The sequence below is a fragment of the Streptomyces sp. BI87 genome (genome assembly GCF_025957665.1).
Taxonomy (GTDB): domain Bacteria; phylum Actinomycetota; class Actinomycetes; order Streptomycetales; family Streptomycetaceae; genus Streptomyces; species Streptomyces albidoflavus.
The window spans coordinates 4,827,314-4,851,899 of record NZ_CP110079.1 but is presented as its reverse complement, the minus strand read 5'-3'; the positions used below and the strand labels follow the sequence as shown (position 1 = coordinate 4,851,899).

The 24,586-nt window shown below is 71.9% G+C and carries 20 protein-coding genes and 2 tRNA genes; 3 read left to right on the top strand and 19 right to left on the bottom strand.

The annotated features are described in order from the left end of the window. Nucleotides 1–133: 133 nt before the first annotated feature. The 10 genes from OIM89_RS21570 to OIM89_RS21525 all read right to left on the bottom strand — a co-directional run bounded on the left by OIM89_RS21570 (nt 134) and on the right by OIM89_RS21525 (nt 15,001). On the bottom strand, nt 134–580 hold the full coding sequence (locus OIM89_RS21570) for a hypothetical protein (RefSeq protein WP_264491545.1): 447 nt from the start codon (nt 578–580) through the stop codon (nt 134–136). Further along, nucleotides 577–2,673: a site-specific integrase gene (locus OIM89_RS21565; RefSeq protein WP_264491544.1), complete on the bottom strand. Its 2,097-nt coding sequence runs from the start codon at nt 2,671–2,673 to the stop codon at nt 577–579. The genes OIM89_RS21570 and OIM89_RS21565 overlap by 4 nt, the downstream gene beginning before the upstream one ends. After that, complete coding sequence (locus OIM89_RS21560; protein WP_264491543.1) at nt 2,670–4,454, bottom strand: hypothetical protein; 1,785 nt, start codon at nt 4,452–4,454, stop codon at nt 2,670–2,672. The genes OIM89_RS21565 and OIM89_RS21560 overlap by 4 nt, the downstream gene beginning before the upstream one ends. A gap of 152 nt (nt 4,455–4,606) precedes the next feature. Further along, entirely contained in the window at nt 4,607–6,073 is a 1,467-nt protein-coding gene (locus OIM89_RS21555) for a hypothetical protein (protein ID WP_264491542.1), read from the bottom strand. A gap of 34 nt (nt 6,074–6,107) precedes the next feature. Next, entirely contained in the window at nt 6,108–8,183 is a 2,076-nt protein-coding gene (locus tag OIM89_RS21550) for a ComEC/Rec2 family competence protein (RefSeq protein ID WP_319802339.1), read from the bottom strand. Nucleotides 8,184–8,449: 266 nt separating this feature from the next. Continuing rightward, a complete protein-coding gene (locus OIM89_RS21545) occupies nt 8,450–9,223 on the bottom strand; it encodes a helix-hairpin-helix domain-containing protein (RefSeq protein WP_374121100.1) in 774 nt (257 codons plus the stop codon). Between the two features lie 523 nt (nt 9,224–9,746). Then, nucleotides 9,747–10,595, bottom strand: a complete 849-nt coding sequence (locus OIM89_RS21540; RefSeq protein ID WP_195731041.1) for a DegV family protein — start codon at nt 10,593–10,595, stop codon at nt 9,747–9,749. A gap of 130 nt (nt 10,596–10,725) precedes the next feature. Then, nucleotides 10,726–11,469, bottom strand: a complete 744-nt coding sequence (locus OIM89_RS21535; protein ID WP_195731040.1) for a hypothetical protein — start codon at nt 11,467–11,469, stop codon at nt 10,726–10,728. 209 nt (nt 11,470–11,678) lie between these two features. Continuing rightward, entirely contained in the window at nt 11,679–14,576 is a 2,898-nt protein-coding gene (leuS, locus tag OIM89_RS21530) for a leucine--tRNA ligase (protein ID WP_195731039.1), read from the bottom strand. A 352-nt stretch (nt 14,577–14,928) separates the two neighbouring features. Then, a tRNA-Ala gene (locus OIM89_RS21525) sits at nt 14,929–15,001 on the bottom strand. A 131-nt stretch (nt 15,002–15,132) separates the two neighbouring features. On the opposite strand from OIM89_RS21525, the gene OIM89_RS21520 reads away from it, so the two are divergent. Beyond that, nucleotides 15,133–16,470 carry a glycosyltransferase 87 family protein gene (locus OIM89_RS21520; protein WP_195731038.1) on the top strand — a complete coding sequence of 446 codons (1,338 nt, stop codon included), beginning with the start codon at nt 15,133–15,135 and terminating at the stop codon, nt 16,468–16,470. Here the strand turns inward: OIM89_RS21520 and OIM89_RS21515 are convergent. From OIM89_RS21515 to OIM89_RS21480, 8 genes are all read right to left on the bottom strand, one after another. Next, nucleotides 16,449–16,682, bottom strand: coding sequence for a hypothetical protein (locus OIM89_RS21515; protein ID WP_018468100.1), 234 nt, complete (start codon nt 16,680–16,682; stop codon nt 16,449–16,451). The two genes, OIM89_RS21520 and OIM89_RS21515, sit on opposite strands and share 22 nt — an antisense overlap. Nucleotides 16,683–16,954: 272 nt before the next feature. Continuing rightward, a tRNA-Ala gene (locus OIM89_RS21510) sits at nt 16,955–17,027 on the bottom strand. A 105-nt stretch (nt 17,028–17,132) separates the two neighbouring features. Continuing rightward, entirely contained in the window at nt 17,133–17,780 is a 648-nt protein-coding gene (locus OIM89_RS21505) for a histidine phosphatase family protein (protein WP_030698030.1), read from the bottom strand. Then, nucleotides 17,777–18,208 carry a ribosome silencing factor gene (rsfS, locus tag OIM89_RS21500; protein ID WP_030698029.1) on the bottom strand — a complete coding sequence of 144 codons (432 nt, stop codon included), beginning with the start codon at nt 18,206–18,208 and terminating at the stop codon, nt 17,777–17,779. Before rsfS ends, OIM89_RS21505 begins: the two co-directional genes overlap by 4 nt. Before the next feature lie 133 nt (nt 18,209–18,341). Further along, the gene (locus tag OIM89_RS21495) at nt 18,342–20,105 is read right to left on the bottom strand and encodes a LytR C-terminal domain-containing protein (protein WP_195731037.1); all 1,764 of its coding nucleotides are present in this window, start codon (nt 20,103–20,105) and stop codon (nt 18,342–18,344) included. Between the two features lie 16 nt (nt 20,106–20,121). Next, a complete protein-coding gene (nadD, locus tag OIM89_RS21490) occupies nt 20,122–20,763 on the bottom strand; it encodes a nicotinate-nucleotide adenylyltransferase (RefSeq protein WP_030698027.1) in 642 nt (213 codons plus the stop codon). A 103-nt stretch (nt 20,764–20,866) separates the two neighbouring features. Further along, nucleotides 20,867–21,028: a hypothetical protein gene (locus tag OIM89_RS21485; protein ID WP_003948016.1), complete on the bottom strand. Its 162-nt coding sequence runs from the start codon at nt 21,026–21,028 to the stop codon at nt 20,867–20,869. Between the two features lie 132 nt (nt 21,029–21,160). Further along, the gene (locus tag OIM89_RS21480; RefSeq protein WP_175458865.1) at nt 21,161–21,310 is read right to left on the bottom strand and encodes a hypothetical protein; all 150 of its coding nucleotides are present in this window, start codon (nt 21,308–21,310) and stop codon (nt 21,161–21,163) included. 202 nt (nt 21,311–21,512) lie between these two features. Between OIM89_RS21480 and OIM89_RS21475 the strand changes: the two genes are divergently transcribed. Both OIM89_RS21475 and OIM89_RS21470 read left to right on the top strand, forming a co-directional pair. Beyond that, entirely contained in the window at nt 21,513–22,616 is a 1,104-nt protein-coding gene (locus OIM89_RS21475; protein WP_264491541.1) for a M48 family metallopeptidase, read from the top strand. 52 nt (nt 22,617–22,668) lie between these two features. Next, complete coding sequence (locus OIM89_RS21470; RefSeq protein ID WP_264491540.1) at nt 22,669–23,403, top strand: aminoglycoside phosphotransferase family protein; 735 nt, start codon at nt 22,669–22,671, stop codon at nt 23,401–23,403. A gap of 1 nt (nt 23,404) precedes the next feature. On the opposite strand, the gene OIM89_RS21465 is transcribed toward OIM89_RS21470, so the two are convergent. After that, nucleotides 23,405–24,571, bottom strand: a complete 1,167-nt coding sequence (locus tag OIM89_RS21465; RefSeq protein ID WP_264491539.1) for a hypothetical protein — start codon at nt 24,569–24,571, stop codon at nt 23,405–23,407. Nucleotides 24,572–24,586 lie beyond the last annotated feature (15 nt).

The window sequence follows — 24,586 nt, the reverse complement described above, 5'->3', positions numbered from 1 at the left end:
CCTGGTAGTCGGGCCCGTACCCTCCGCGTTGGAACTGGCCAGATGATCCCCGAATCCTCGCCGGTCGGGTTCAGGCAGCGGCGTGGCCTGTACCGCAGCTACTCACACCCGAACGGTGTGTCTGGCCTGGTGCTCAGTGACGTTGGCGGGGGCCGCGGTGGCGAAGTGGTGTGACGGTGGCTGAGGCGTCCTTGTCGAGCTGTTGCCGCAAGGCTTGGTTGTCATGGAAGAGGGCGGCGATTGCGGTATGGGCGGCCTTGAGCTTGTTCTCCAGGAGCGTGCACTCCTGGGTCTTCGTGGCCAGGCGCTTCTTAAGGTCGGCGATGGTCGCGTCGCGCTTGGCCTCGCCGGCGGTGGCCTTGCCGTAAGCGGCGATGTGCGCGTCCCATTCGGCCAGGATGGCGTGCGCGCGGTTCATGGTCGCGCGGCTGACCTGGGCTTCTTTGTAGAGATTCTCCTTGGTGAGGCGCCCATCGGTTCGCTGTGGGCGGCCATTGAAGAGGCGTGCCATCGCCGCCCGCAGTGCGGCTGCGGTTTTGGGGCTGACCTGGTCGATGGGTGCCTCGGCGGGAGGGGTCACTGGGGCTCGCCGGCCATCGCGAGCACGTTGCGGGTGATGTCCAGTTCGCGTTCGGCGAGGTCTCGTCGGCAGGCGGGCGTGCAGGGGTTGTTGATGAGTTGGAGCTGTTTGCGCTGATGAGACTCATAGATCGGCAGGTGTTCGGGACCGATCATGCTGTTCGCGCAGCGGTCGGGCCGGCAGCGTTCGTCAAGGGGCCCGACGTGCCCTTCGGGGATGATCGCGTTTTCGAGGCAGATGGCGCCACTCGGGTTGCTGTGGTCGGCGGTGCAGTTGTTGAGCATGCCGAAGCGGATGTGGATCCGTGTGGTTCGCAAGAGGGTGTCGGCGGTGCGGGCGTCTCCGTTGCGGGCATTGACGGTCTCCGTGATCTGGTCGAAGGCGTTTTTGATGCGTTCGGCTCCGGGCCCGAATCCAATCTCCTCACCTGCAGTGTGACGCTCGTAAAGCTCTTTGATCTTGCGGAACTTAACGTTGTCGAAGGCGTCTTCGAGGTATTTGGCCCACTTAGTGTCCGAGGCGACATAGCCGCGGGTGGTGGAGTTGGCCAAGGCTCTCCTGGCGAGGTGTTTCAACTGAATACCGGTGGCGATCTCGGACCCGGGGAACTGGTCGGTGAGCATCGCCATCGTCCTGCGGAACATGTGCGGGCGGATGTAAGTGGTGGGGATCTCGTCAAGCCCGGTCCATGCCCGGGCGGCATTCGCGAACGTCACGAACGCTTCCAGCATCCTGACGCCCACGAGGGTCCCGTCCTGCCTGGAAGCGTGGACGGGCGCGAAAACGCGTTCGGGGTGCAGGGAGACGGCTTCAGCAACCTTGATGGCCTCCACGAGGGGTTCCGCGATCCACCAGTGCTTGCCAGGGCGGTCAGTGGTGCCCTTGATCTTCGTGGAGGCGATGGCTGGGGTGCTGTAGTGCTCGACGACGGGCTCTCGGAGGAGCTCGTGGATCTCCGAGTCACGCATCATCGATAGGCCCACGACCAGCACAAATGCCGCATCGCGCAGTGTCGTCTTCAGGTCAGACAGTGCCCGCTGATCGATGGCAGGATGCCAAGGCCCCGTGCTGCCGTCCGGCCGGACGACCTGTGCGAGTTCTCCAGCCAGTGCGTGGGTCGTGATGCGTCCCTCGGCAACCGCGTCCAGGATCAGGATGCGTCGACGATTGCTCGTCGGGCTGTCGCGTTCGGAGAACGCCCTGCGAACGGCTGGCTGGTAGCCGAGGAGGAGGATCAGCAGTCTCCACTGGACCTGCGGGACTTCGTCCCCCAAGGACGCCGCATGGACGGGGACCCTGCTCTGAGGGTCGGCGAGCCACTCCGCGAGTCGCTCATCCATACCGCGGGCTGACGGCCGCACGGCGGCTTTGAGCTCGCGGAGCCGACGGTCGGCGCGCAGGATATCCGGGGCGAAGTCGTGGATATAGGCCCAGGCAGCGCGGATCAGCGGGAACCAAGTCGCTGGGGGAACCGTGGGAGTGACGATGGCCCCTCTGGAAGTGGCCTCGGCAACCCTGCGAGCGCTCTGACCAGGCCACGGATCCCCTGGTGGCCAGGACAGGCTCAAGGCAGGCTCGGCCGCCGCCAGGCCTTTCAAGGTACTCACGTGGGATCTGATCGTTTCCGGGGAGATGCCGTCGGCGGCCAGGTCGGTGATGCGTTGCCGCAGGTTTTCCAGCGTCCATCCGTCCGGATAGGGAGAGAGCCCTTTCTCGCGGGCCCATCGGGCAGTTGTACGGAGGCGCGAGGCTATCTGGATCAGAGTGCGGGGACTGGTGAAATCGTCGAGAACTACGCCGCTCTTGAGGACGGCAGGGTGGCGCTGGTTGAAGGCGAGCATCATCAACTCGCGTGCTAGCAGGTTCCAGTACGGATCCTCCAGCTCCAGACTAAAGCAGATCCTCCAGTTACTGGGGGCGACGTTGGCAGGCCGTTTGAGGACGCCGTTGAAGTCCCAGAGGACGGTATCGCCGAACCGAGGAACTTGGGCGCCCGGCTCGCGGGCCTCGGGCAGCAGCGAGTGCCTCTGAACGACGGGTTCATCGTCCAGAAACAGTGATGGACGTCGCTGCTGCGGAAAGGGCAAGATCATGCGTCGAACTCCGTGTGAGCGGCCAACGGCAGGTCCAGCTCAGCCTGGCCGGCTTCGATGTGCTTGCGGGCCTGCGCGAGTTCCTCGGGTTGGCGGTCGTCCAGTACGGCCTGGAGGTTCACCCAGCTCTGTCCCCATAGCCGAGTGAAGACCTGCGGGGTCAGAAGTGTACGGAGTCGCATCAAGTGCGCTTTAAAAAGCAGCAGTTGAGGAAGGTTGGAGGGCAGGATCCAGGCATTGCGGCATTCCAGGCAGCGCAGCGGTGCGACGGCGCATAGTTCGCCGGGGCGACTGAAGGGCGACTGGTAGGGGTTCTTGCAGTGGGAGACGCCCATGTCGAGCTGGCCGGACATGATGTCCTCGGCCTCCTGCGCGGACAGGCCCGAATCTTCCAGCGGTCCTTGGTCAATGTGCTCTGCGCCGAGGACGGTGGGGCCGTCGACGCGGTCGAGGGCCTTGTTGAACCAGTGCTGCTGAGCTGTGGAGATCGTCCGACCGGAGAGGATCCGCAACGTGGTGCCCTGTGCGTAGTGGCGGGCGAAGGTTTCCTCGGTGTGATCGTCCGCGGCGGCGTCGATGCGCCCCTCAGTGACGATGGCCTTCTCAACCTTGACCGATTTGCGCAGTCGGCCGATGTGCAGGTCACCCTTGACGTTGACCTCCATGGCAGCCAGCCAGCGGCGGAAGTTTGTTCCGGGGTGGTCAGGGGTCCACCGACCGATCACGATGTCGTCGCTGTAGTTGGGGCGGACGGTAGCACTGACGAAGAGCGTGTCGGTGACGTGCGGGGCCTTGGCGCGGACCCGAGCTGTAACGTCCAGGAGTTGCCGGACTACCTCGCTGGCCTCACGCCGCGGCCAGTCCACGGTGAGTTGCCCGCCGAGAACATCATCCGAGCGGCCTGAAAGACCGGACGGGGCCTGATCACGAAAGGCCCGGTGTCTAAGGCGTCCGGCACGGTTCTTGAGCAGGGTCAGCCGAACGCCCTTGGGTAGGAATTCCACCTCTGCCTCGCCGAACCCGGTGACCTCTTCGGAGGTATAGCCGGTGGAGTCCATCAGCAAGACGCGGAACGCATGCAGGTCGAAGGTGGTGGGATACAAATTCGCGACCAGCCGTCGCACCAACTGCAGCCTGGCGGCATGCGGATAACAGACCCTGCCCGGGTCTGCGGTGAACTCCCGTAATTCTAAAGGCCACTCTCGCGACGCAGGTAGGAACCGGCGGAAGTCGTCGGCGGTGATCTTCTCGTGAGCCAGACCCCAGAGCAGGTCGCTGAGGCTGGTCCAGCTGCCTTGTTCGGGATGGCGTCCCTGTTCGGCCAGGGCCCAGCCGTTGCCCAGGCGCTTGCGGGTGGCATGAGCGCTCTCCCAAGCGGCTCGGACCATGGCCCGCTTCTCCTGACGGGTGAACTCGTCTCGCTCCGCCTTTTGCCCGCTACCGAGGAACGCAGGGCCGCGGGCCATTCGGGCCAGGGTCGGAGCGACCACACGGTCGGGATGGTCGTCTCGGCGGATCATCAGCACGCGCAGAGAGGAAGCCAGCATCCCCGGCCTAGTCGAGCCCGGCGCATAGCCCTCAGGCAGGGACAACTCCCACTTCACCAGCGTGTCGAAGAGATCCGGATCGGCCAGACTCGCCCCCTGGGCCCGAGAGTCGAGCACCTTGTCCACGTATCCACAGAAGCAATCAATCGCCTGTGCGTAGTTCCTCGCATGGCCCCCGATCCCGGTGGCCGCGACGTACTCGATCCACTCATCCGCTAGCTGTACAGCCAGCATCGAACATCTGTAGTCCGCCGGATCCACCGCCATTAGATACCCCGGGACTTGAACCACCCGGGGGCCGACCCCCCCGGGCTGCACCGGACTCGCAAGGGCAGCCAGGAGCCGCTCGCGTTCGTGTTGGTTTCGACCCCTCCGACGTGGATTGCTCACCGGCAGACTGCGCTCGCGCCGGACAAAGCGTGCGAAGCGATCTCGGCGTACGTCGCTTCGTCGTCGCCTACCCAGTTGGAGAATGCCGCCTCGAACTCGTTGATCAGGTCATCCGTGTATTGGAGGTACTGGTAGGTGGTTTCTGGACTGGCGTGACCGAGTCGGCGGCTGACGATCAGCAGCGGGTTGTGCCGGATATGTCCGGTCAGGTAGGAGCGGTGCCGACGGCGGCGGGCATGCAGGTCCGGCTCGCTGCCGTCCATGGTGTTCTCCAGATAGGTCAAAAGTCGCAGAGCGTAGGTGTGCCTCAGGTCGTGCCATCGCCAGCGCCGGGTAGGCAGATGCGGGGTGGTCTCGTCGGCGAGCGCGTTCATGCGCGTCCAGGCCCGGTGCCGGTAACCCTTCCAGGCGTCCGCCCCCGGCATCAGCCCGCCGCGGCAGACGAACAGGGCCAGAGCCTCCAGGCCGAACTCGCCCTCAAAAACGGTGATCCGCCGCAGCTTGGCGGGCATGGCAGACATCTGGAACTCGCGCACAACGCCGTCCAGGACGCCCCGCACCCACCCGCCGGCCACGTCGACCTCGCCCACCATGAACAGGTCGCGCACCTTCCGCTCCAGAGTCCGGGCAGCCCTGCGAACAATGCCCGGACGCTCCAGCAGGCAGAACAGATCAGCGGACCCGATCGCGTCCTCGGGGACGTAGACAGTGCGTGCCTTGCCATACTTCGCACAGGCCTGGACGATGAACTCCGCTGCTCCACCCGGCATTCCGGGCCACAGACCTATCTCGGGCAGCAGCACCGTAGACCACTCCCGCCACCGTGTCCCCGACCCCAGGGCGATGTCGGCGCCCGCTCGGTCGCGTAGCGGTGACCACCCGCGGAAGGTCGGATTCACCTGAGCGTTGGGGAGTTGGCCGCCCAGTCCCACGTCCCGGAAGTACCGGTACTGCTCGAACGTCAGATGCCGGATGTCCATGCTGGACCGAACCCGCGGGGCCAGGGCGTTGCGGCCCCGTGCTGCCAGCCGCACTGGGCGGTGCGTCAAGAACTTCCGGTTAACGAGGAACCCGTAGAAGTCGTCTAGGACGAACGACTCCTTGCCCCAGGCCGCTGCGCCAATCGGCTTCTCCTGGAACTGGGTCCGATGGCTTCGGTACGAAACGAGATCGGTCTCCGTCGCCGACAGCACGTCGCTGTTCAGATCGACAAGATGGTTGTCCAGCCGGCCGATCACGCGCCCATAGTCCTTCAGCGTGGTCTCGTCCAGCAACGCTGTCGACAGATACTTGCCGTACTCGCACAGGGGCGACACCGGCATCTGCGTCTCCTCGTCGAGGAACACCGGCGCCCCATCACGCATACCTCGCCGCTTCAGGAGAGAAGCGACCTCCGCCACAGAGATCGCATCCGTGTCCAAGAACTTCTCCAGCAGCCCAGACTGCACAAAAGCAAGATCCACACTGTCCTTCCCTAGGGGCTCGTGAGGAACCCCGTCAGCTCGCCCGTCTCATATCGCAACGACGCATCGGACTGAACCACACTTTTCCTGAGACAGTTTTTAACAGCAGAAAGAAGAAGTGCGTCAGGACGATCAGGGGGACGCGGCTGACCCCCAGGACGCGCAGGCACCGGTCGACGGCGAGCGGGTCGGGGCCCGTGTCGACGACGACGGCCGCGCCCGGGCCGGCGGAGAGGACGAGCGCGTCGCCCTGGCCCACGTCGCAGAGGACCATCCGCCACCCCGGCGGAGGCCACCCGGTGACGACACGGGTCACCTCGGGCGGCTGCACCACGAACAGCACCAGCAGCACCGCGACGGCGACCGCGACCAGGCGCCGCCCTCGCAGAAGACGGCGGGCCGCCAGAACCACGGCCACCGTGACGACGGCCAGGAGTGCGCCGCCTCCCCAGCCGCCCGGCCAGCCGAAGCCGGCGCCCGGCAGCGCGGCCCCCGTGCGCGCCACCTCGGCGATCCACCCGGCGGGCACGCCCGCGGCCCGGGCGACCAGCTCGGCGGCGCCGGGCAGCACGGGCGCCAGCGCCAGGGCGGCGAAGCCGAGCACGGTGGCGGGGGCCACGGCGAACTCCGCGACGAGGTTGCAGGGGACCGCGACCAGCCCGACGCGCGCCGACAGCACCGCGACGACCGGTGCGCAGACCGCCTGTGCCGCCGCTGCCGCCGCCACCGCCTCGGCGATCCGGGCCGGCGTCCCGCGTTCCCGGAGCGCCTCGCTCCAGCGGGGTGCGAGCAGCAGCAGCGCCCCCGTGGCGAGCACCGACAGCAGGAAGCCGTAGCCGCGCGCCAGCCACGGGTCCCAGAGGGAGAGCAGCAGCACCGCGGCGGCGAGCGCCGGGACCAGGCTGCGGCGGCGTCCGGTGGCGACGGCCAGCAGGGTCACGGCTCCGCAGGCGGCGGCCCGCACCACGCTGGGTTCGGGCCGGCAGACGACGACGAAGGCGAGGGTCAGCGCGCCGCCCGCGACCGCCGTCGTGCGCAGTCCGAGCCCGAGCAGCGGTGCCAGACCGCCGCGTTCGGCCCGGTGGGCGCGGCCCGGCGGCCCGATGAGCAGGGCCAGCACGATGGTGAGGTTGGAGCCGCTGACCGCCATGAGGTGGGTCAGGTCGGTGGCCCGGAACGCCTCCCTCAGGTCGTCCGGAACCCGCCCGGTGTCACCGACGACCAGGGCGGGAAGCAACGCCCGGGCATCCGCCTCCAACCCGTCGGAGGCCGTCCGGAGACCGGCGCGCAACTCCCCGGCGATCCGCTGGAGGCGGCTGGGCTCACCGGTCACCACGGGCGGGCCCGGCCGGGAGGGCCGCAGGACGGCGGCATGAGGCCCGCCGGGTTCGAGCGGCGGGGCGAGCCGCCCGGTCAGCCGCAGCCGCGTCGAGGGCAGCAGCCCGCGCCACCGCTCACCGTCCGCCCGGTCGGGGACGGGCACGACGAGCAGCACCGGGGTACGCGTCCGGACCGCCGTGCCGGACGCCTCCGCCACGGTGACGATCCGGCCGTCGACGAGCAGCGAGGGCGGCCGCCCCGACTCGTCCCCCGCCGCCCCGCCGGGCTGCCGTACGGGACGGGCGTCCCCCGTCACCTCGACCTCGGCGGTCACCCGCGCGTGCCGCCCGACCAGCTCCGGCACGGGCCCCCGGTGGCGGTCGGCCCCGTGCAGCCCGGCCGAAGCGGCCCCGGCCGCGGCGCAGAGCAGCGCTGCCGCGACGCAGAGCCTGGTCCGCCGCAGCCCGGGCACCGGCGTCTCGGCGAGCGCGAGCGAGGACACCGGGCCGCTCCCGGCACCCCCCAGGGCCCCGGCCCCGAACCGGCCCGGCACTTCCTGCCCGGCCGGCCCCCCGCGCCGCCCACGCCCGCGCCCGCGCCACCCGCGCCTGGGCGCCTCGCGACCGGCCCGCACGCCGACCCGGCCAGCTCCACCCGCCTCCCGCCCTCCCCACGCCCCTGCCAGCACCCACCCGGCCCCCAGCAACGCCACCCCCACCACACCCCACGCCCAGCCGGGCCCCACCCCGACCAGCAGCGCCGCAGCACCCCAGGCGGCCAGGGCGGGCACCGCCAGCCGCAGATCCAGGGGTCCCCGCTCCCCCACACCCGCACCACCGGCAGGCCCCTCCCGCCGGCGGCCGGCCTCATCCCGGCCACCCGGCTCGTCCCCGCCACCCAGCTCAACTCGGCCGTCCGGCTCGCCCAGGCCGCGCGGCCCGTCCCCCACCGCCGTCCCACGCCGCCCGCCCGGCTCCCCCGCCCCGGCCAACTCCTCCCGCGCCACCAACTCCCCCTGCCGGCCCCTCCCACCCCCGGCCGCCCAGCCCTCGCCCCTCACGGCCGCACCAGCTCCCGCAGATCCTCGAAGCGCCGGTCGCCGATGCCCCGTACATCGCGGAGTTGGTCCACCGAGCGAAAGCCTCCGTTCTCGGTGCGGTAGGCGATGATCGCCGCGGCGAGGACGGGGCCGACACCGGGCAGCGTCTCCAACTGCTCGGCTGTGGCGGTGCCCAGGCTGAGGGGGCTGCCCGCCGCGACCCCGGCGGCGCCCTGCCCCGGTGCCCCGGGTGCCGGTCCGGCGCCGGGCGCCGGGTCGACCCCCACCGCCACCTGCTCCCCGTCGGTCAGCAGTCGCGCCCTGTTGAGCCCCGAGGTGTCCGTACCGGGACGCACCCCGCCCGCCGCCTCCAGCGCGTCCTCCACCCGCGAACCGGCGGGCAGCCGGTGCACCCCGGGCCGTGCCACCTTCCCGCTCACATCGACCACGAGCGGACCCGCGCTCGGCGAGGGCGCCGCCCCTGTCGTGGGAGACGGCAGGCCCGTCGCCGCAGGCCCGCCGACCGCCCCCGGCGCCTCCGAGGCCCCTTGCGCGACGGCCTCGGGCACCCGCACGGGCTCCGGGCGCCCCGTCCAGAAGTGCTGCGCGGCCCACCCCACGGCCACCACCACGACGACCACCAGCGCGGCGACGCTGCGCCATTCCATCCCGCACCGCGCCCGCAGCAGCACCGACACCCCGCCCCAGCCCCGCCGGGCGCCCGACCGGCGCCGCCCGGCGGCCCCGCGCGGCCGCGCGGCTTCCCCGGCGGGCGGGCGCTCACGAAGCACGCCGGTCTCACCCGGCGCTGAGGGCCGCTCGTCAGGGCCACAGGGCGCCCCTTCCGCCGGTGGCGCCGACCCGCCCTCCCGCCCCGCCCCGCGCTCCGCCGCACCGGGGTCCCCGTCGGTCACCCGGCCCCGAGTGCCCGGCTCCCCGGCCTCCCTGCCCCACCACGGATGTCCCACGATCCGCCGCTCGTCGTCCCACGCGTCCGCCTCCGCAGCCCGGCCGGGCGGCGCACCCACCGGCTGCTCCCCGGCAGGCCCGCCGGCCCCCCACAGGGCCTCGGCACGCGCCCGTACCGCGTCGCCCGTCCCCTCCCCGGCGCGCTCGCCGTCTCTGCCTTGCCCATCCTTGACATTCACCCCGAAGAACGAAGATCCCAGCACCATGCGGCGACCGTAGACAAGGCCGCCCAAAGAAGTGGATCTTGGTCATTTTCCGGGGAAAAGCCCGCGCTTGTGGATAACTCCGTCACCCACAGGGGTTACTCGAACCGCGTGGACCCCTCAGGGAACACCGGCACCGCCCCTACCGAGGCGAGACCACGACCCCCACCAGCCCGGGCCCGGTGTGGGCTCCGATCACCGCGCCGACCTCGCTCACGTACAGCTCGCCGCTCGCGCCGAGACGTTCCGCCAGTCGTTCCGCGAGTGCCGTGGCCTTCTCCTCGGCCGCCAGGTGGTGGACGGCCAGATCGACCGGGCCCGCCTGCGCCACCTGCTCGGCGACCAGTTCCTCCAGCCGGGCCAGCGCCTTCCCCGAGGTCCGCACCTTCTCCTTCAGCTGGATCGCGCCGTCCGCCAGTTCCAGGATCGGCTTGACGGCGAGCGCCGAGCCGAGCAGGGCCTGGGCGGCGCCGATACGGCCGCCCCGCCGCAGGTGTTCGAGGGTGTCGACGCAGAACAGGGCCGTACTGCGGGCGGCGCGTGCGCGGACCGCCGCCACCGCCTCGTCGGCGCCCGCGCCCTTCGTGGTCGCCTCGGCGGCGGCCAGGGCGCAGAAGCCGAGCGCCATCGCGACCATCCCGGTGTCGACCACCCGGACCGGAACCGGCGCCTCCTTCGCGGCGAGCACGGCCGCGTCGTACGTACCGGACAGTTCGGCGGAGAGGTGGAGCGAGACGATCTCCTCGGCACCTTCGGCGGCGAGCGCCGCGTAGGTGCGGGCGAACTGCTCGGGAGCGGGCCGGGAGGTGGTCACCGGCCGCCGTTTGCGCATCGCCTGCTCCAGCGCGCGGGCGGAGATCTCGGTGCCCTCCTCCAGCGCCTCGTCGCCCAGGACGACGGTCAGCGGGACGGAGGTGATCCGATGCCGCTCCGACTCCCGGTGGGGCAGGTAGGCCGTGGAATCGGTGACGATCGCGACATGGTGGGACATGGCCTGGAGGTTACCCGCCGCGGGCGTGCCCCGGCAGCCCGGGACCGCCTCGGCAAGATCATCTCCACGTCGGCCACGGAACCCGCACAGGGACCCGTCCCCCCAGCTCAGCGGCGAACCGGAAGGCGCCTCACCGCTCCCGCTCGGCGTCCCGCCGGCCCTGGCGCTCCCACGGGTAAGGCGTGTGCGGGGTGGCGGGGTCGATCGCGGTGGGGGTCGGGCCCGCGGGGGAGCCGGAGGTTTCCGGCCAGGTCTGCACGGGCGTGCCGCCCTCGGTGCGCTCCGGCTCGGGCCACGGCTCGGGCTTCTGGTGGGCGGCGGGAGCAGGCTCGCTGGTCCAGTGGCGCAGCGCGCCGGACTCGACGCGGATCTGCTCGGCCAGCTCGCCGAGGTCGTCCTCGCTGTCGTGGTGGGCGCGGTCGCGCAGGGCGGAGCGGAGCGAGGTGGCGGCCTCGGTGATCTGCTCGGTGCGGCGGCGCAGGTCGGGCAGTCGGCGGCCGATCTCGTCCCGGTCCGGGTCCTGTTCGAGGCGGCGGAGTTCGTCGTCGAGCTGGTGGCCGTGGCCGCTGAGCCGGTCGAAGAGCTCGGCCGTCTCCTTCAGGGAGGCGTCCTCGGCGCGCCGGGCGGCCAGCGCGTCCTGGGTGGCGCGCATCGAGGTGCGCAGGGTGAGCCGGAGCTGGGCCACCTCGCCCGCGGGGCCGGTGCGGCCGAAGGTGCGGGCGCGCAGGGCGGTGTCCTCGTAGGAGCGGCGGGCCTGGTTGATGGTGCGGTCGACGCCGCGCTTGGCGGCCTTGACCGCCTTCACCGAGGCGTAGACCGCGACGACGACCAGCAGAAGGAAGATCAGCGCCAGGATGGTGATGGCCGTCTCCATGGGGTGGGTCCTCCAGTGGACGCGCGGGCCGGACTACGGGGTCGCGCGGCCTGCCGTCCGCTCCGGCCGCCCCCTCCCACCGTAAACGCAAAGGACCCCTCGTCGGTTCCTCGGCGACCCCCAACCTGCCCGTAAGGGAGATCCCCGGGCGGGACACGCCGGAGCCCGGCCCGTCCCGTGTCGGGAAGGGCCGGGCTCCGGGGTGCCGGTCAGGCCGGGACGATGTTGACCAGCTTGGGGGCGCGGACGATGACCTTGCGGACACCGGCGCCGCCCAGCGCGGCCTGGACCCGCTCGTCGGCGAGGGCGGCCTGCTCCAGGTCGGCCTCCGAGACCGACGGGGAGACCTCCAGGCGGGCCTTGACCTTGCCCTTGATCTGAACGACGCAGGTGACCGTCTCGTCGACCAGGTACGCGGGGTCGGCGACCGGCAGCTCCTGGTGGACGACGGAGTCCTGGTGGCCCAGGCGCCGCCACAGCTCCTCGGCGATGTGCGGGGCGAGCGGCGCGATCAGCAGCACCAGCTTCTCCGCCACCGGGCGCGGCACCGGCCGGTCGGCCTTGGTCAGGAAGTTGTTCAGCTCCGTGACCTTGGCGATGGCGGTGTTGAACCGCAGCGCCGCCATGTCCTGGGTGACGCCGTCGACCGCCTTGTTCAGCGCCCGCAGCGTGTCGGTGCCGGCCTCCGCCTCGGGGACGTCCACCACCGACACCTCGCCGGTCGCCTCGTCGACGACGTTCCGCCACAGCCGCTGGAGCAGCCGGTACTGGCCGACGACGGCGCGGGTGTCCCACGGCCGGGAGACGTCGAGGGGGCCCATCGCCATCTCGTACAGCCGCAGCGTGTCGGCGCCGTACTCGGCGCAGATCTCGTCCGGGGTGACGGCGTTCTTCAGGGACTTGCCCATCTTGCCCAGCAGCCGGGAGACCTGCTCGCCCTGGTACCAGAAGGTGCCGTCGCGCTCCTCGACCTCGGCGGCCGGGACGGGGATGCCCCGGCTGTCGCGGTAGACGTACGCCTGGATCATGCCCTGGTTGTAGAGCTTGTGGAACGGCTCGGACGAGGAGATGTACCCCAGGTCGAAGAGGACCTTGGACCAGAAGCGCGCGTACAGCAGGTGCAGCACGGCGTGCTCGGCGCCGCCGATGTACAGGTCGACGCCGCCGGCGGGCATGCCCTCGCGCGGCCCCATCCAGTACTTCTCGGTCTCGGGGTCGACCAGCCGCTGGTCGTTGTGCGGGTCCAGGTACCGCAGCTCGTACCAGCAGGAGCCGGCCCAGTTGGGCATGGTGTTGGTCTCGCGTCGGTACTTCTTCGGGCCGTCGCCCAGGTCCAGGGTGACGTTGACCCAGTCCTCGTTGCGGGAGAGCGGGGTCTCCGGCTGGGTGTCGGCGTCGTCCGGGTCGAAGGTGCGCGGGCTGTAGTCGTCGACCTCCGGCAGCTCCAGCGGCAGCATCGACTCGGGCAGCGCGTGGGCGACGCCGTCCTCGTCGTAGACGATCGGGAAGGGCTCGCCCCAGTACCGCTGGCGGCTGAACAGCCAGTCGCGCAGGCGGAAGTTGACGGTGCCCTCGCCGATGCCGCGCTCACGCAGCCAGCCGGTGATGCGGGCCTTGGCGGTGGTGACGTCCAGCCCGTCCAGGCTGACCTCGGCGTTGGCGGAGGCCATCAGCGTCGCGTCGTGCGCGTTGAAGGCGTCGTCCCAGGTCAGGGGGTCGGTCGAGCGGCCGTCGGTGGGCTCGACGACGCAGCGGATCGGCAGGTCGAAGGCGCGGGCGAAGGCGAAGTCGCGGCTGTCGTGGGCCGGGACGGCCATGATCGCGCCGGTGCCGTACCCCATCAGGACGTAGTCGGCGATGAAGACCGGGATGTGCTCGCCGCTGACCGGGTTGACCGCGTAGGCGCCGGTGAAGACGCCGGTCTTCTCCTTGGCGTCGGCCTGCCGCTCCACGTCGGACTTGCCGGCGGCGAAGGCGCGGTACTTCTCCACGGCCTCGGCCGGGGTGGCGTGGCCGCCGGTCCAGCTCTCGCGGGTGCCGTCGGGCCAGGCGGCCGGGACGATCTCGTCGACCAGCTCGTGCTCGGGCGCCAGCACCATGTAGGTGGCGCCGAACAGGGTGTCCTGGCGGGTGGTGAAGACGGTGACGGCCTTGCCGGTGTGCTCCCCGTCGAAGGGGAAGTCGACGCGGGCGCCCTCGGAGCGGCCGATCCAGTTCCGCTGCTGGAGCTTGATCGCCTCGGGCCAGTCCAGCCCGTCCAGGTCGTCCAGCAGGCGGTCGGCGTAGGCGGTGATGCGCATGTTCCACTGGCGCAGCTTGGCCTTGAAGACGGGGAAGTTGCCGCGCTCGGAGCGGCCCTCGGAGGTGACCTCCTCGTTGGCCAGCACGGTGCCCAGGCCGGGCGCCCAGTTGACCGGCGCGTCGGAGGCGTAGGCCAGCCGGTACCGGCCCAGCACCTCGGCGCGCTCGCGGGCGTCCAGGTCGGCCCAGTCGCGGCCCTCGACGGCGACCCGGTCACCGTTGGCGAACTGGGCGATCAGCTCCTCGATGGGGCGGGCGCGGCCGGCCTCCTCGTCGTACCAGGAGTTGAAGATCTTCAGGAAGATCCACTGCGTCCACTTGTAGTACTCGGGGTCGATCGTGGCGAACGAGCGGCGGTTGTCGTGACCCAGGCCCAGGCGGCGCAGCTGGCTGCGCATGTTGGCCATGTTGGCCTCGGTGGAGGTGCGCGGGTGCGTGCCGGTCTGCACGGCGTACTGCTCGGCGGGCAGGCCGAAGGCGTCGAAGCCCAGGGTGTGCAGGACGTTGTGGCCGGTCATCCGCTGGAAGCGGGCGTAGACGTCGGTCGCGATGTAGCCGAGCGGGTGGCCGACGTGCAGACCCGCACCGGAGGGGTACGGGAACATGTCCATGATGAACTTCTTGGGGCGGGCGGCCAGCTCCGGGTCCCCGGCCAGCTCACCGGTGGGGTTCGGCGCCTCGTAGGTCCCCTCGGCGTCCCAGAAGTCCTGCCAGCGAGGCTCGATCTCGGCGGCCATCGCCGCCGTGTAGCGGTGCGGCGCGGTGGCGCCCTCCGCGGGGGACGCGGCGGAATTCGTCTCGCTCATGATCCTCAAGCTCCATCGGTCGTCTCTGCTCACGCTTCCGGCGGGGCGGGACCCCGGGGCTCCGCCCGGCGGCCGTGCCCCGGAACCGGAGCCGCCGCCCAATGAAAAAACCCCTCGCACAGGAGGGGGTGGCCGCGCTGGTACCGGCCCCTTCGTCGGGGGTCCGGCTCTTGATCAGCGCGGCTCGGTAAGCAGAAGGCGTACAGCACGCATGGCGTCAGGGTACCGCAGCGGTCACCGGGCCCGCACGGCTCGCGGGACGAGAGAGGCGCACGAAGAAGCGGGCCACCCTGTCCGGATGACCCGCTTCACACTTCGGTGGATGAGAGTCCGTTTCCGGATCTCTCTCCTGTGGAGCTAAGGAGAATTGAACTCCTGACCTCCTGCATGCCATGCAGGCGCTCTACCAACTGAGCTATAGCCCCTTGCTGCTGTCTTTCCGGTTCCCCCGGCGACATCGACAACATTAGCGGGCCCCCGGGGTTTCCACCAAATCCGTTCCCGGCCGCGCTCGCCCCCTCTCCCGGAGGGCTCCCGGCGGGTAGCCTCGCCGAGCGTGACTGCCGCCTCGCTCTTCCGCCTCCGGCGCACCTTCCCGGTCCGGGCCACCGCACTCTGCCTGCTCTCCTTCGCCGCGTTCTGGGTGGCCCAGCGACTGGCCGGCGTCACGATGGTGGACCTGATGGTCTACCGCGCGGAGGGCCGGGCGGTCCTCGACGGCGCCGACCTGTACGCGCTGCGGGCCACCGAGAACGACCTGCCGGCCACCTATCCCCCGTTCGCCGCACTGCTGTTCACCCCGCTCCCCCTGCTGGGCACCGGCCTGATGCGCACCCTGGCCACCGCGGGCAACCTCCTGCTGCTCCTCGCGCTGGCCCTGCTGACGCTCCGCCTGATTACCGGCGGCCGCCGCCTGCCGCACCCCCTGGCCTGGCTCGGCGCCCCCGCGCTGGCCGCCGTCGCGGTCTGGTCGGAGCCGGTCTGGACGACCCTGCGGTACGGGCAGATCAACCTGCTGGTCACGGTCCTGGTGCTGTGGGACATGCGGTACCTGCCGGGCGCCGGGCCGGCGCGGGGGCGGCGCTGGGCGGGAGCGGGGATCGGCCTGGCGGCGGCCGTGAAACTGACCCCCGGGCTGTTCGTCGTCTTCCTGCTGCTGGCCGGGGTGGTCGCGGCGGTGCGCGGGGGCGCGGCCCGGCCGTGGCTGGCCCTGGCCCGGAACGCGGTCTGCTGGTTCCTGGGGGCCACCGCGCTGGCGGCGGCCGTACTGCCGCGCGACTCCTGGCAGTTCTGGTCCGGCACCTTCCTCGCGGCGGACCGCGCGGGCCACCCCGAGCAGACCGCCAACCAGTCGTTGCGCGGCCTGATCGCCCGCCTGCTGCACACCGCCGACCCGGGTCTGTGGTGGCTGGCGGGCGCGCTGCTGACCGGCGCGGCCGGGCTCGCCGTGGCGGTCCTCGCCGGGCTGCGCTCCCGGCCGGCCTGGGCGGCGACCGCGTGCGGGATGACGGCGCTGCTGGTCAGCCCGGTCTCCTGGTCGCACCACTGGGTCTGGTCCGTCCCCGCGGCGGTCCTCGTCCTCCACGAGGCGGTACGCGCCGGGGGCTGGTGGCGCCGGACGGGCGCGGCCGTGCTGACCGGCCTCTTCTTCACGTACGCCCTGTGGTGGGTGCCGCACGGTCCCGAGCGGCCCGAACTCCACCAGGGCCCGGCCGAGTTCGCGCTGTCGGCGCTCTACCCGCTGGCCGCGCTGGGCTTCCTCGTCGTGGCGTGGCGGGTGGCCCTGCGCTCGGGGGCGGTGGAGGTGCCGCCCGCCGGGCAGGTGCCGGAGCAGCGGGAGCCGGCGAGGGCCGAGCGGGGCCGGGCGGGGCGTCAGGCCGTGGCGAAGGAGTAGAAGCGCTTGAGGGTGCAGTGCTCGTCGAGAAGCCGTCCGTAGATGGGCTCGCCCTCCAGCTCGCGGTAGGTCTCGATGGGGTCGCCTTTTATGATCAGCGCCCTGGCGCACTCCTCGCACCAGTACTGGTAGCGCGGGTTGACCGGCTCCATGTCGCGGACGATGGGCGTGCCACCGCCGCACCAGTCGCACTTCCTCCTGTGCGCGCCCATCGCTCAGCCCCCGTCGTTCGCAGCAGAGGTACGGGCCACGCGGGTCCTCGTGAGCTGGTCCGGCACCTGGCCGAGCAGGTGGTCCGCCTTCTCGGCGATGCGCGCAGGCATCCCTCTCCCTCCCGTCGGGCCGCGTCCCCCTTCCGGCCGTCCGATTCTGCCACGGAGAAGGCCGCCGGTCAGCGGCGCGAAGGTACCGGAAAGGTCTCCGGAACAGCGACCGGACAGACGAAAGATCCCACCCCCCGTGGGGGGTGGGATCTTCCGGACTGTGGAGCTAAGGAGAATTGAACTCCTGACCTCCTGCATGCCATGCAGGCGCTCTACCAACTGAGCTATAGCCCCTGGTGTTCTTCCCGCTCCCGCGGTGCGAACAAGAAGAACTCTAGCCCGTGACCAGCCGGAAAGTGAAATCCGGGTCCGGGGGCCCGCACGGGTGTCGGGCGGCCGTCAGTCGTCGTCGCCGAGGACCGGCTCCGGCAGGGTGCCGGCGTTGTGCTCCATGAGCCGCCAGCCGCGCGCGCCCTCGCCCAGGATCGACCAGCAGCAGTTGCTGAGGCCGCCGAGGCTCTCCCAGTGACGGGAGTCGAGGCCGAGCAGGCGCCCGATGGTGGTGCGGATGGTGCCGCCGTGCGAGGCGACGACCAGGGTGCCGTTCTCCGGCAGCTTCTCGGCGTGCGCGAGGACCACCGGGGCGGCCCGGTCGGCGACCTCGGTCTCCAGTTCGCCACCACCGCGCCGGACCGGCTCGCCGCGCTTCCACGCCGCGTACTGCTCGCCGTGGGCGGCGATGATCTCCTCGTGGGTCAGCCCCTGCCAGTCCCCCGCGTACGTCTCGCGCAGCGCGGAGTCGTGGTGGACCTCCAGGCCGGTGAGGGCGGAGAGCTCGGCGGCGGTGTCCCGCGCCCGCTGGAGGTCGGAGGCGATGATCGCGTCCGGCTCCAGGGAGGCGAGCAGCCGCGCGGCCCGGCGGGCCTGGCCGCGGCCGGCCTCGGTCAGGTCGATGTCCGTGGTGCCCTGGAAGCGGCGCTCCAGGTTCCACGAGGTCTGGCCGTGTCGCCACAGGATGAGGCGACGGCCCTGCCGCGGGCTGTTCACATCGCCTCACCGGCCTCGTCGGCCTGCTGCTGGGCGTGGGCCTCACCCTTGCCGCGGGTCGCCTTGGCGTCCTCGGGCAGCTCGATCTCGGGGCAGTCCTTCCACAGGCGCTCCAGCGCGTAGAAGACGCGCTCCTCGCTGTGCTGGACGTGGACGACGATGTCGACGTAGTCGAGGAGGATCCAGCGCGCGTCGCGGTCGCCCTCGCGGCGGACGGGCTTGGCGCCGAGCTGCTTGTTCAGCTGCTCCTCGATCTCGTCCACGATGGACTTGACCTGGCGGTCGTTGGGCGCCGACGCGAGGAGGAAGGCGTCGGTGATCGACAGCACATCGCTCACGTCGTAGGCGATGATGTCGTGGGCGAGCTTGTCGGCCGCCGCCTGGGCGGCAACGGTGATCAGCTCGGTGGAACGGTCGGTCGCGGTCACTGCTGGGCTTTCGGTAGGCGGTCGAGAACCCCGGTGGGGGCTGTCCCCAGGGTCTCACGGACCGCGCGGCCGGCCGCCGGGAGTTTCGGCCGGGCCGGTGAGGCGCGTGCAGCGCCCCCGGCCCGGCCTCCGCTCACTCGCCCGGCTGGTAGTCCCCGCCGAGCACCACCGAGACGTCGACGTTGCCCGGCGTGCTGCCCTTGGTGACGACACTGTCCGGCAGACCCAGGGTGCGGGCCACCTCGACGGCCTCCGCCTTGTCGCCGGCCTTCTCGTACGTGACCGAGGAGGCGGCCTGCGCCGTGTCGCCGCTGCCCCGGCCGACGTACGCGTAGCCGCCGTTGACCAGCGAGGCCCGGGCCTTCTCGGCACGGCCCTGGGCGCCGGTGGCGTCCTGGAGGCCGACGCGGGTCGCGTCGCCCTGGGCGCCCTCGCTCACCGAGCCGCCGAGGATCTGCTTGACGATCTTGTCGGTGGCCTCCTGGGCGGGACGCCCGTCCTGGCCGACCGGGAGCAGCTCGGTGGTGTGGTCGCCGCCCTTGGCGCGGTCGGCGAGGCGGGCGAGGAAGGCGCCGAGGTCCTTCTCCTTCAGCGAGGGGTCGAGGATCTGGGCGAGCGTCTCGACGGTCACGGTGGCGGCCTGCGGGTCCGAGGAGAGCTTGCGCAGGACGGCGTGGAAGACCTGGCCGAACCGCTGGAGCTGGGCGGTCTGCGGCTCGCCCTCGGCCCGGTAGGTGGCGTAGGCGACGGCCGCGGGCCCGCCGAGGGTGCGGTCGGCGCCCTTGGTGACGAGCGGGGAGTCGCCCTTCTTGGGCGCGGGGACGGTGGCGTCGGCGTCCAGCTCGATGTTGCCGACCAGTTCGACGAGGTTGTTGAGGTACGGGGTGTCGAGCCGCCAGGTGCCCTCGACGCTGGTGCCCAGCAGCTGGTCGACGGCCTCCCGGGTGCCGGTGGAGCCGTCGTCGTCCACGGAGTCGGCGAGGGTGGTGGCGGTGCCGTCCTCGCCGGTCAGGGCGAGGGAGTTGGGGAGCAGCACCGTGGCGCCGCGCTCGCTGGTGGTGTTGTCGACCAGGAGCACGGTGGAGGTCTTCTCGGTGCGGGTGTCGTGCAGGTGGACCATGACGACGTCGCGCTTCTGGGGCCCGGCCGTGTCCGCCGCGCCGCCGGAGGAGGCCGGGGAGGAGGTGCCGGGGAGCTTCCCGGCGTACCAGAGGTAGCCGACGCCGCCGGCCAGGACGAGGGCCAGGACGACGACCAGCGCGATCATCCGGCTGCGGCCGCGCCGCTTGGCCTCCTCGCGGCGCTCGGTGCGGCTCTCCGTGAAGGCGAGCCAGTCGATGACGTCCTCGGACTCCTCGTCCGGCTCCTCGATGAAGGAGAACTGCTCGGTCCTGTAGTCGGGCGCACCACCCTCGTCCGGACCGCCGTACCCCTGGTCCCCGTACCCCTCGGGCCCGGCGTCCTCGCGCGTCTGCTGCTGGGGCACGCGCGGCTGCTGCCCGGTGCCGGGACCACCCTGACCGTACGGGTCGTAGCCCTGCTGCTCGTACCCGTACCCCTGCTGCTGCCCCGCGTACGGATCGGCCGGCACCGGCGGCTGCTGCCCCGTGCCCGGGCCGCCCTGGCCGTACGGGTCGTAGCCCTGCTGCTCGTAGCCGTACCCCTGCTGCTGCCCCGCGTACGGATCGGCGGGCACCGGCGGCTGCTGGCCCGTGCCGGGGCCGCCCTGGGCGTACGGGTCGTAGCCGTAACCCTGCTGCTGTCCGGCGTAGGGGTCGTGGCCCTGCGGGGGCTGCTGGGGGATGGGACGGCCGTACTCGTCGTAGCTCACGGGGCCGTACTGCTCGGACGCGTACTCCCCGCCGTACGGGTCGGACGCGTGTCGTCGGTCGTTCACCGGTGCCCCTCTCGGCTCAGTCGCCGCGGTACAGCTCGCGCTTGTCGATGTAACGCACCACGCCGTCGGGCACCAGGTACCAGACGGGGTTTCCCTCGGCGACCCGGGCGCGGCAGTCCGTGGAGGAGATGGCCAGCGCCGGGACCTCGACCAGGGAGACCCGGCCTTCGGGCAGCCCGGGGTCGGCCAGGGTGTGGCCGGGCCGGGTGACGCCGATGAAGTGGGCGAGGGAGAAGAGTTCGTCCGTGTGGCGCCAGGTGAGGATCTGTCCGAGCGCGTCGGCGCCGGTGATGAAGAACAGGTCCGTCTCGGCGTTGAGCACGGCGAGGTCGCGCAGGGTGTCCGTGGTGTAGGTGGGCCCGCCGCGGTCGATGTCGATGCGGCTGACGGAGAACTGCGGGTTCTCGGCGGTCGCGATGACCGTCATCAGATAGCGGTCCTCGGCCGGGGTGACCTCTTTGTGGCTCTTCTGCCAGGGCTCACCGGTCGGGACGAAGACCACCTCGTCGAGGTGGAACTGCGCGGCGACCTCACTCGCGGCGACGAGGTGGCCGTGGTGGATCGGGTCGAACGTGCCGCCCATGACGCCCAGGCGCCTACGCGGACGCTCGGGTGCCGCCGCGGCGGCCGGGCCCGTAGGCATGTCCTGCTCTCCCATGCGAGCAGAGCCTACTGGCCCGGCGGACCCGCTCCGGACACCCCCTGGCGGGGGCGGCGCTCTGCGGGGCTGGTCAGCGCCGCGTGGTGGTGGGGCGGGGTGCTCAGCGGTCGCGGTTGAAGCGCGTGGTGATCCAGAGCAGCAGGAGCAGCACGACGAGCGCACCGCCGCCGGTGAGGTACGGGTTGAGGCTTTCGTGCCCGCCGTGCTCGCCGCCCTCGGAAGCGAGGGTGACCAGCTGGGCAGCGGTGCTGTGGAGGCTCATCGTCGGCAGGACCTATCCGGTGGTGGGGCGGGCGGGTGATCTGCCGACATCGTATGCGGGGGCGTGCGGGAGGCCCACGCCGACTCGGGTGTTCGGGTGCCGGGGGCGCGGTGGAGGGGTGCGGCCTGCGGGTCAGCCGTTGTCGCGGTAACCGCGCAGCAGGAACCAGGCGAGGAGGACGGCGCCGACGACCGAGACGACGATGAAGATCCGGAAGGGGAGGCCGTTGGCCGGCGGCTGGTCCGCCGCGAGCAGCAGGGCGAGGTGGGCGGCGTGATCCATGGGGGCTCCTTGCGTGCGGTGCCGTTCCACTCTAGGCCCGCCGCCCCGGCCGCTCCGGAGCGGCCCGCCCGCGCCGCGGGGCAGGCAACCAACACGCCCGGCTCACGGTCCTGTTCACCGGGCGGCCGTAGGCTGGCCCCATCGCGGCCAGCGCGCACCGTCCCCGGGGGACGGCCGGTACGAGGCGAGGCGGAGGAGTCGGATGACCGACCAGGACAGGGACGGCACGTACGGGACCGAGAAGCAGCCGGCGCGCAGCCGGCGCCGCTTCCCGGGGATCTCCTCACGGGCGTACGAACATCCGGCGGACCGCTCGGCGCTGGTGGCGCTGCGCAAGCTGAGCGGATTCGACACGGTCTTCAAGGCACTCAGCGGGCTGCTGCCCGAGCGGAGCCTGCGGCTGCTCTTCCTCTCGGACTCGGTACGGGTCTCGGAGGCGCAGTTCCCCCACCTGCACACGATGCTGCTGGACGCCTGCTACATCCTGGACCTGGAGAAGGTCCCGCCGATGTACGTCACGCAGAACCCGGTCCCCAACGCCATGTGCGTCGGCCTGGACGAGCCGATCATCGTGGTCACCACGGGGCTGGTGGAGCTGCTGGACGAGGAGGAGATGCGGGCGGTCGTCGGCCACGAGGTGGGGCACGCCCTCTCCGGCCACTCCGTCTACCGCACGGTGCTCCTCTTCCTGACCAGCCTGGCCGTGAAGGTCGCCTGGATTCCGCTGGGGAACGTCGCGGTCATGGCGATCGTGACGGCGCTGCGCGAGTGGTTCCGCAAGTCGGAGCTGTCGGCGGACCGGGCCGGGCTGCTGGTCGGCCAGGATCTCTCGGCCTCGATGCGCGGCCTGATGAAGATGGCGGGCGGCAACCACCTGCACGAGATGAACACCGACGCGTTCCTCGCCCAGGCCGAGGAGTACGAGGCCGGGGGCGACCTGCGCGACTCGGTGCTGAAGATCCTCAACGTGCTGCCGCGCACCCACCCCTTCACCACGGTCCGGGCGGCCGAGCTGAAGCGGTGGTCCGGGAGCCGTGACTACCAGCGCCTGATGGACGGCCACTACCCGCGGCGCGACGAGGACAAGGACACCAAGGTCAGCGACTCCTTCCGGCAGTCGGCCTCCGGCTACGCCGAGGAGGTCAGGACCAGCAAGGACCCGCTGATGAAGCTGGTCACGGACCTGGCCGACGGCGCCGGCGACCTCGGCGGCCGGCTCCGCGACCGTTTCACGGGCGGCAACCGGCCGAACGGGAACCCGGGGACGGGACCGGAGGGCCCGTCCGGCGGCGACGGGCGGGGCTGAGCCCTCGCGGCACTCGCCCGGGGACGAGGCCCCGGACGCCACCGGCGCCTGGGTGGAGCGGTGGCTGTCCGAGGGCGAGCGCGTCGAGGAGGTCGTCCCGCTGCTCGGCGGCTGGACCTCGCACATGCGCCGCCTGGACCTCCGTGGCCCCCTCGGCCGCCGCTCCCTCGTCCTGCGCTCCTTCGTCAAACCCCTCTACGTCCGGCACGCGGAAGGGCTGCTGGCCCGGCAGTTGCTCCGCGTCCACCGGGTGCCGGTGGACGCCGGGCAGCGGCCCCGCAGGTACCAGGCGTGGGCCTCCCCCGAGCGGGTCGTCCGGCCCCCGGGCACCGGCCGGCCCGGCCTCTGGCAGCGTGCGGTCGACGTCATCGCAGGCCCTCCCCCGCCCTACCGGGGCTGCTTCCTCCACCGCGACTTCCACCCCGGCAACGTCCTGTTCACCGGCACCGGCGCCGGGCTGCGGGTCAGCGGGGTCGTCGACTGGGTGGAGACCTCCTGGGGCCCGGCCGACCTGGACGTGGCCCACTGCTCGACCGCGCTCGCCCTGCTGCACGGGGTCCCGGCGGGCATGCGGTTCGCGGACCGCTACGTCGCCGCCGGGGGAACCCTGGCGGGGGACGAAGGCGCCCATCTCTACTGGCGGCTGCTGGACGCGCTCGGCCACGCCCCGGACGCGGAGAAGGTGGCGGTTCCCTGGCGGGAGCTGGGCCGGTCCGACCTGACGAGTGAGGTGCTCACCCGGAGGCTGGAGGAGTACCTGGCGGCCCTGTTCGACCGGTACGGCTGACTCAGCGCACCGCCCCCGGGTCGCCGGCGATCGCGCTCGGCCCGGCCCCGCCGGAGGCGTCGGCGCGCCGCCCCGCTCCCCCGCTGCCGACGGGCCGGGGCTCCGCGAGGGTGCCGCAGACGGCTCCGCCGCCCTCGCGGGCGTACGGGTCGGTGGCGGGCGGGCGGCCGGCGGGGGCGTTCTCGCCGGCGAGGAGGGGGCGGAGGTGGGCGGCGGTGGGGGTTCCGCACGCCAGGGGGCCGGCCTCGGTGCGGGAGTTGAGGAGTTCGAGCTGGTGGGACCGGAGGGTGTCGCGGTCGAAGCTGAGGCGCAGAGCGCGGCGGACCACCATCAGCGAGGGATCGGCCTCCGGGTCGGCGGCGGGCCGGACCGCGTAGACGAAGGTGTGGTCGGTGGTGATCTCCAGGGTGCCGGGGCCGGTCTCGGCGTAGTCCAGGACGCCCTGGACGCGGATGTCGGGGACGGCGAGCACGGCGTGGGCGGGGTCGAGGCGGACCAGCCAGCCGGTGGCGGCGTGCAGGCCGTCGGCGGCGGGGCGGCGAAGGGCGGCGTCGAACTGGTCGGCCTGGGCCGGGTCGACCAGGAGGCGGACGGCGCGCTCCTCCCGCCCTGCGAGGACCTCCGGGGAGAGCGAGGAGTGGACCAGGTACTCCTTGGCGGTACTGAGGGCGGCGATGACCTGCCCCTCGTCGAAGTGCGGGGTGGCGTGCGCGCCCGGCAGGTTGATCCCGGCGGCCCCGGTGGCGTACTGGGCGGCGGGGGTGGCGTCGAAGGGCCGGTCCGGGTCGGCGGGGCGGACCGCCTTCGCGGGGGCGAGCGGGACGAGGCTCATCCGGGCCGGGCGGGGCGGCGGGGCGGACTGGGTCTGGCCGGGCGGGCTGATGCCGAGGTAGACGGCGACGAGGAAGGCGACGGTGAGCAGGGCGGCCAGCACCAGCACCTGCCGGGTGAGGCGGGGGCCGGTGCGCTCGGCGGCGGCGAGGGGCGGGCGGTCGCGGACGGCGGGGGCGTGCTCGGCCGCGCCGCGTTCGCTGGCCGAGTACTCCTGGATCGAGGCGGCGCGGACGAAGGAGTCGTCGAAGACGTACCCGTAGTCGTCGTCACTGCCGGACGGGCCGTCCCCGGGGTTGTCGGGGGGTCCGTCGGGCGGCTGCCCCGGCCTGTTCATATCTTCAGGTTGGGT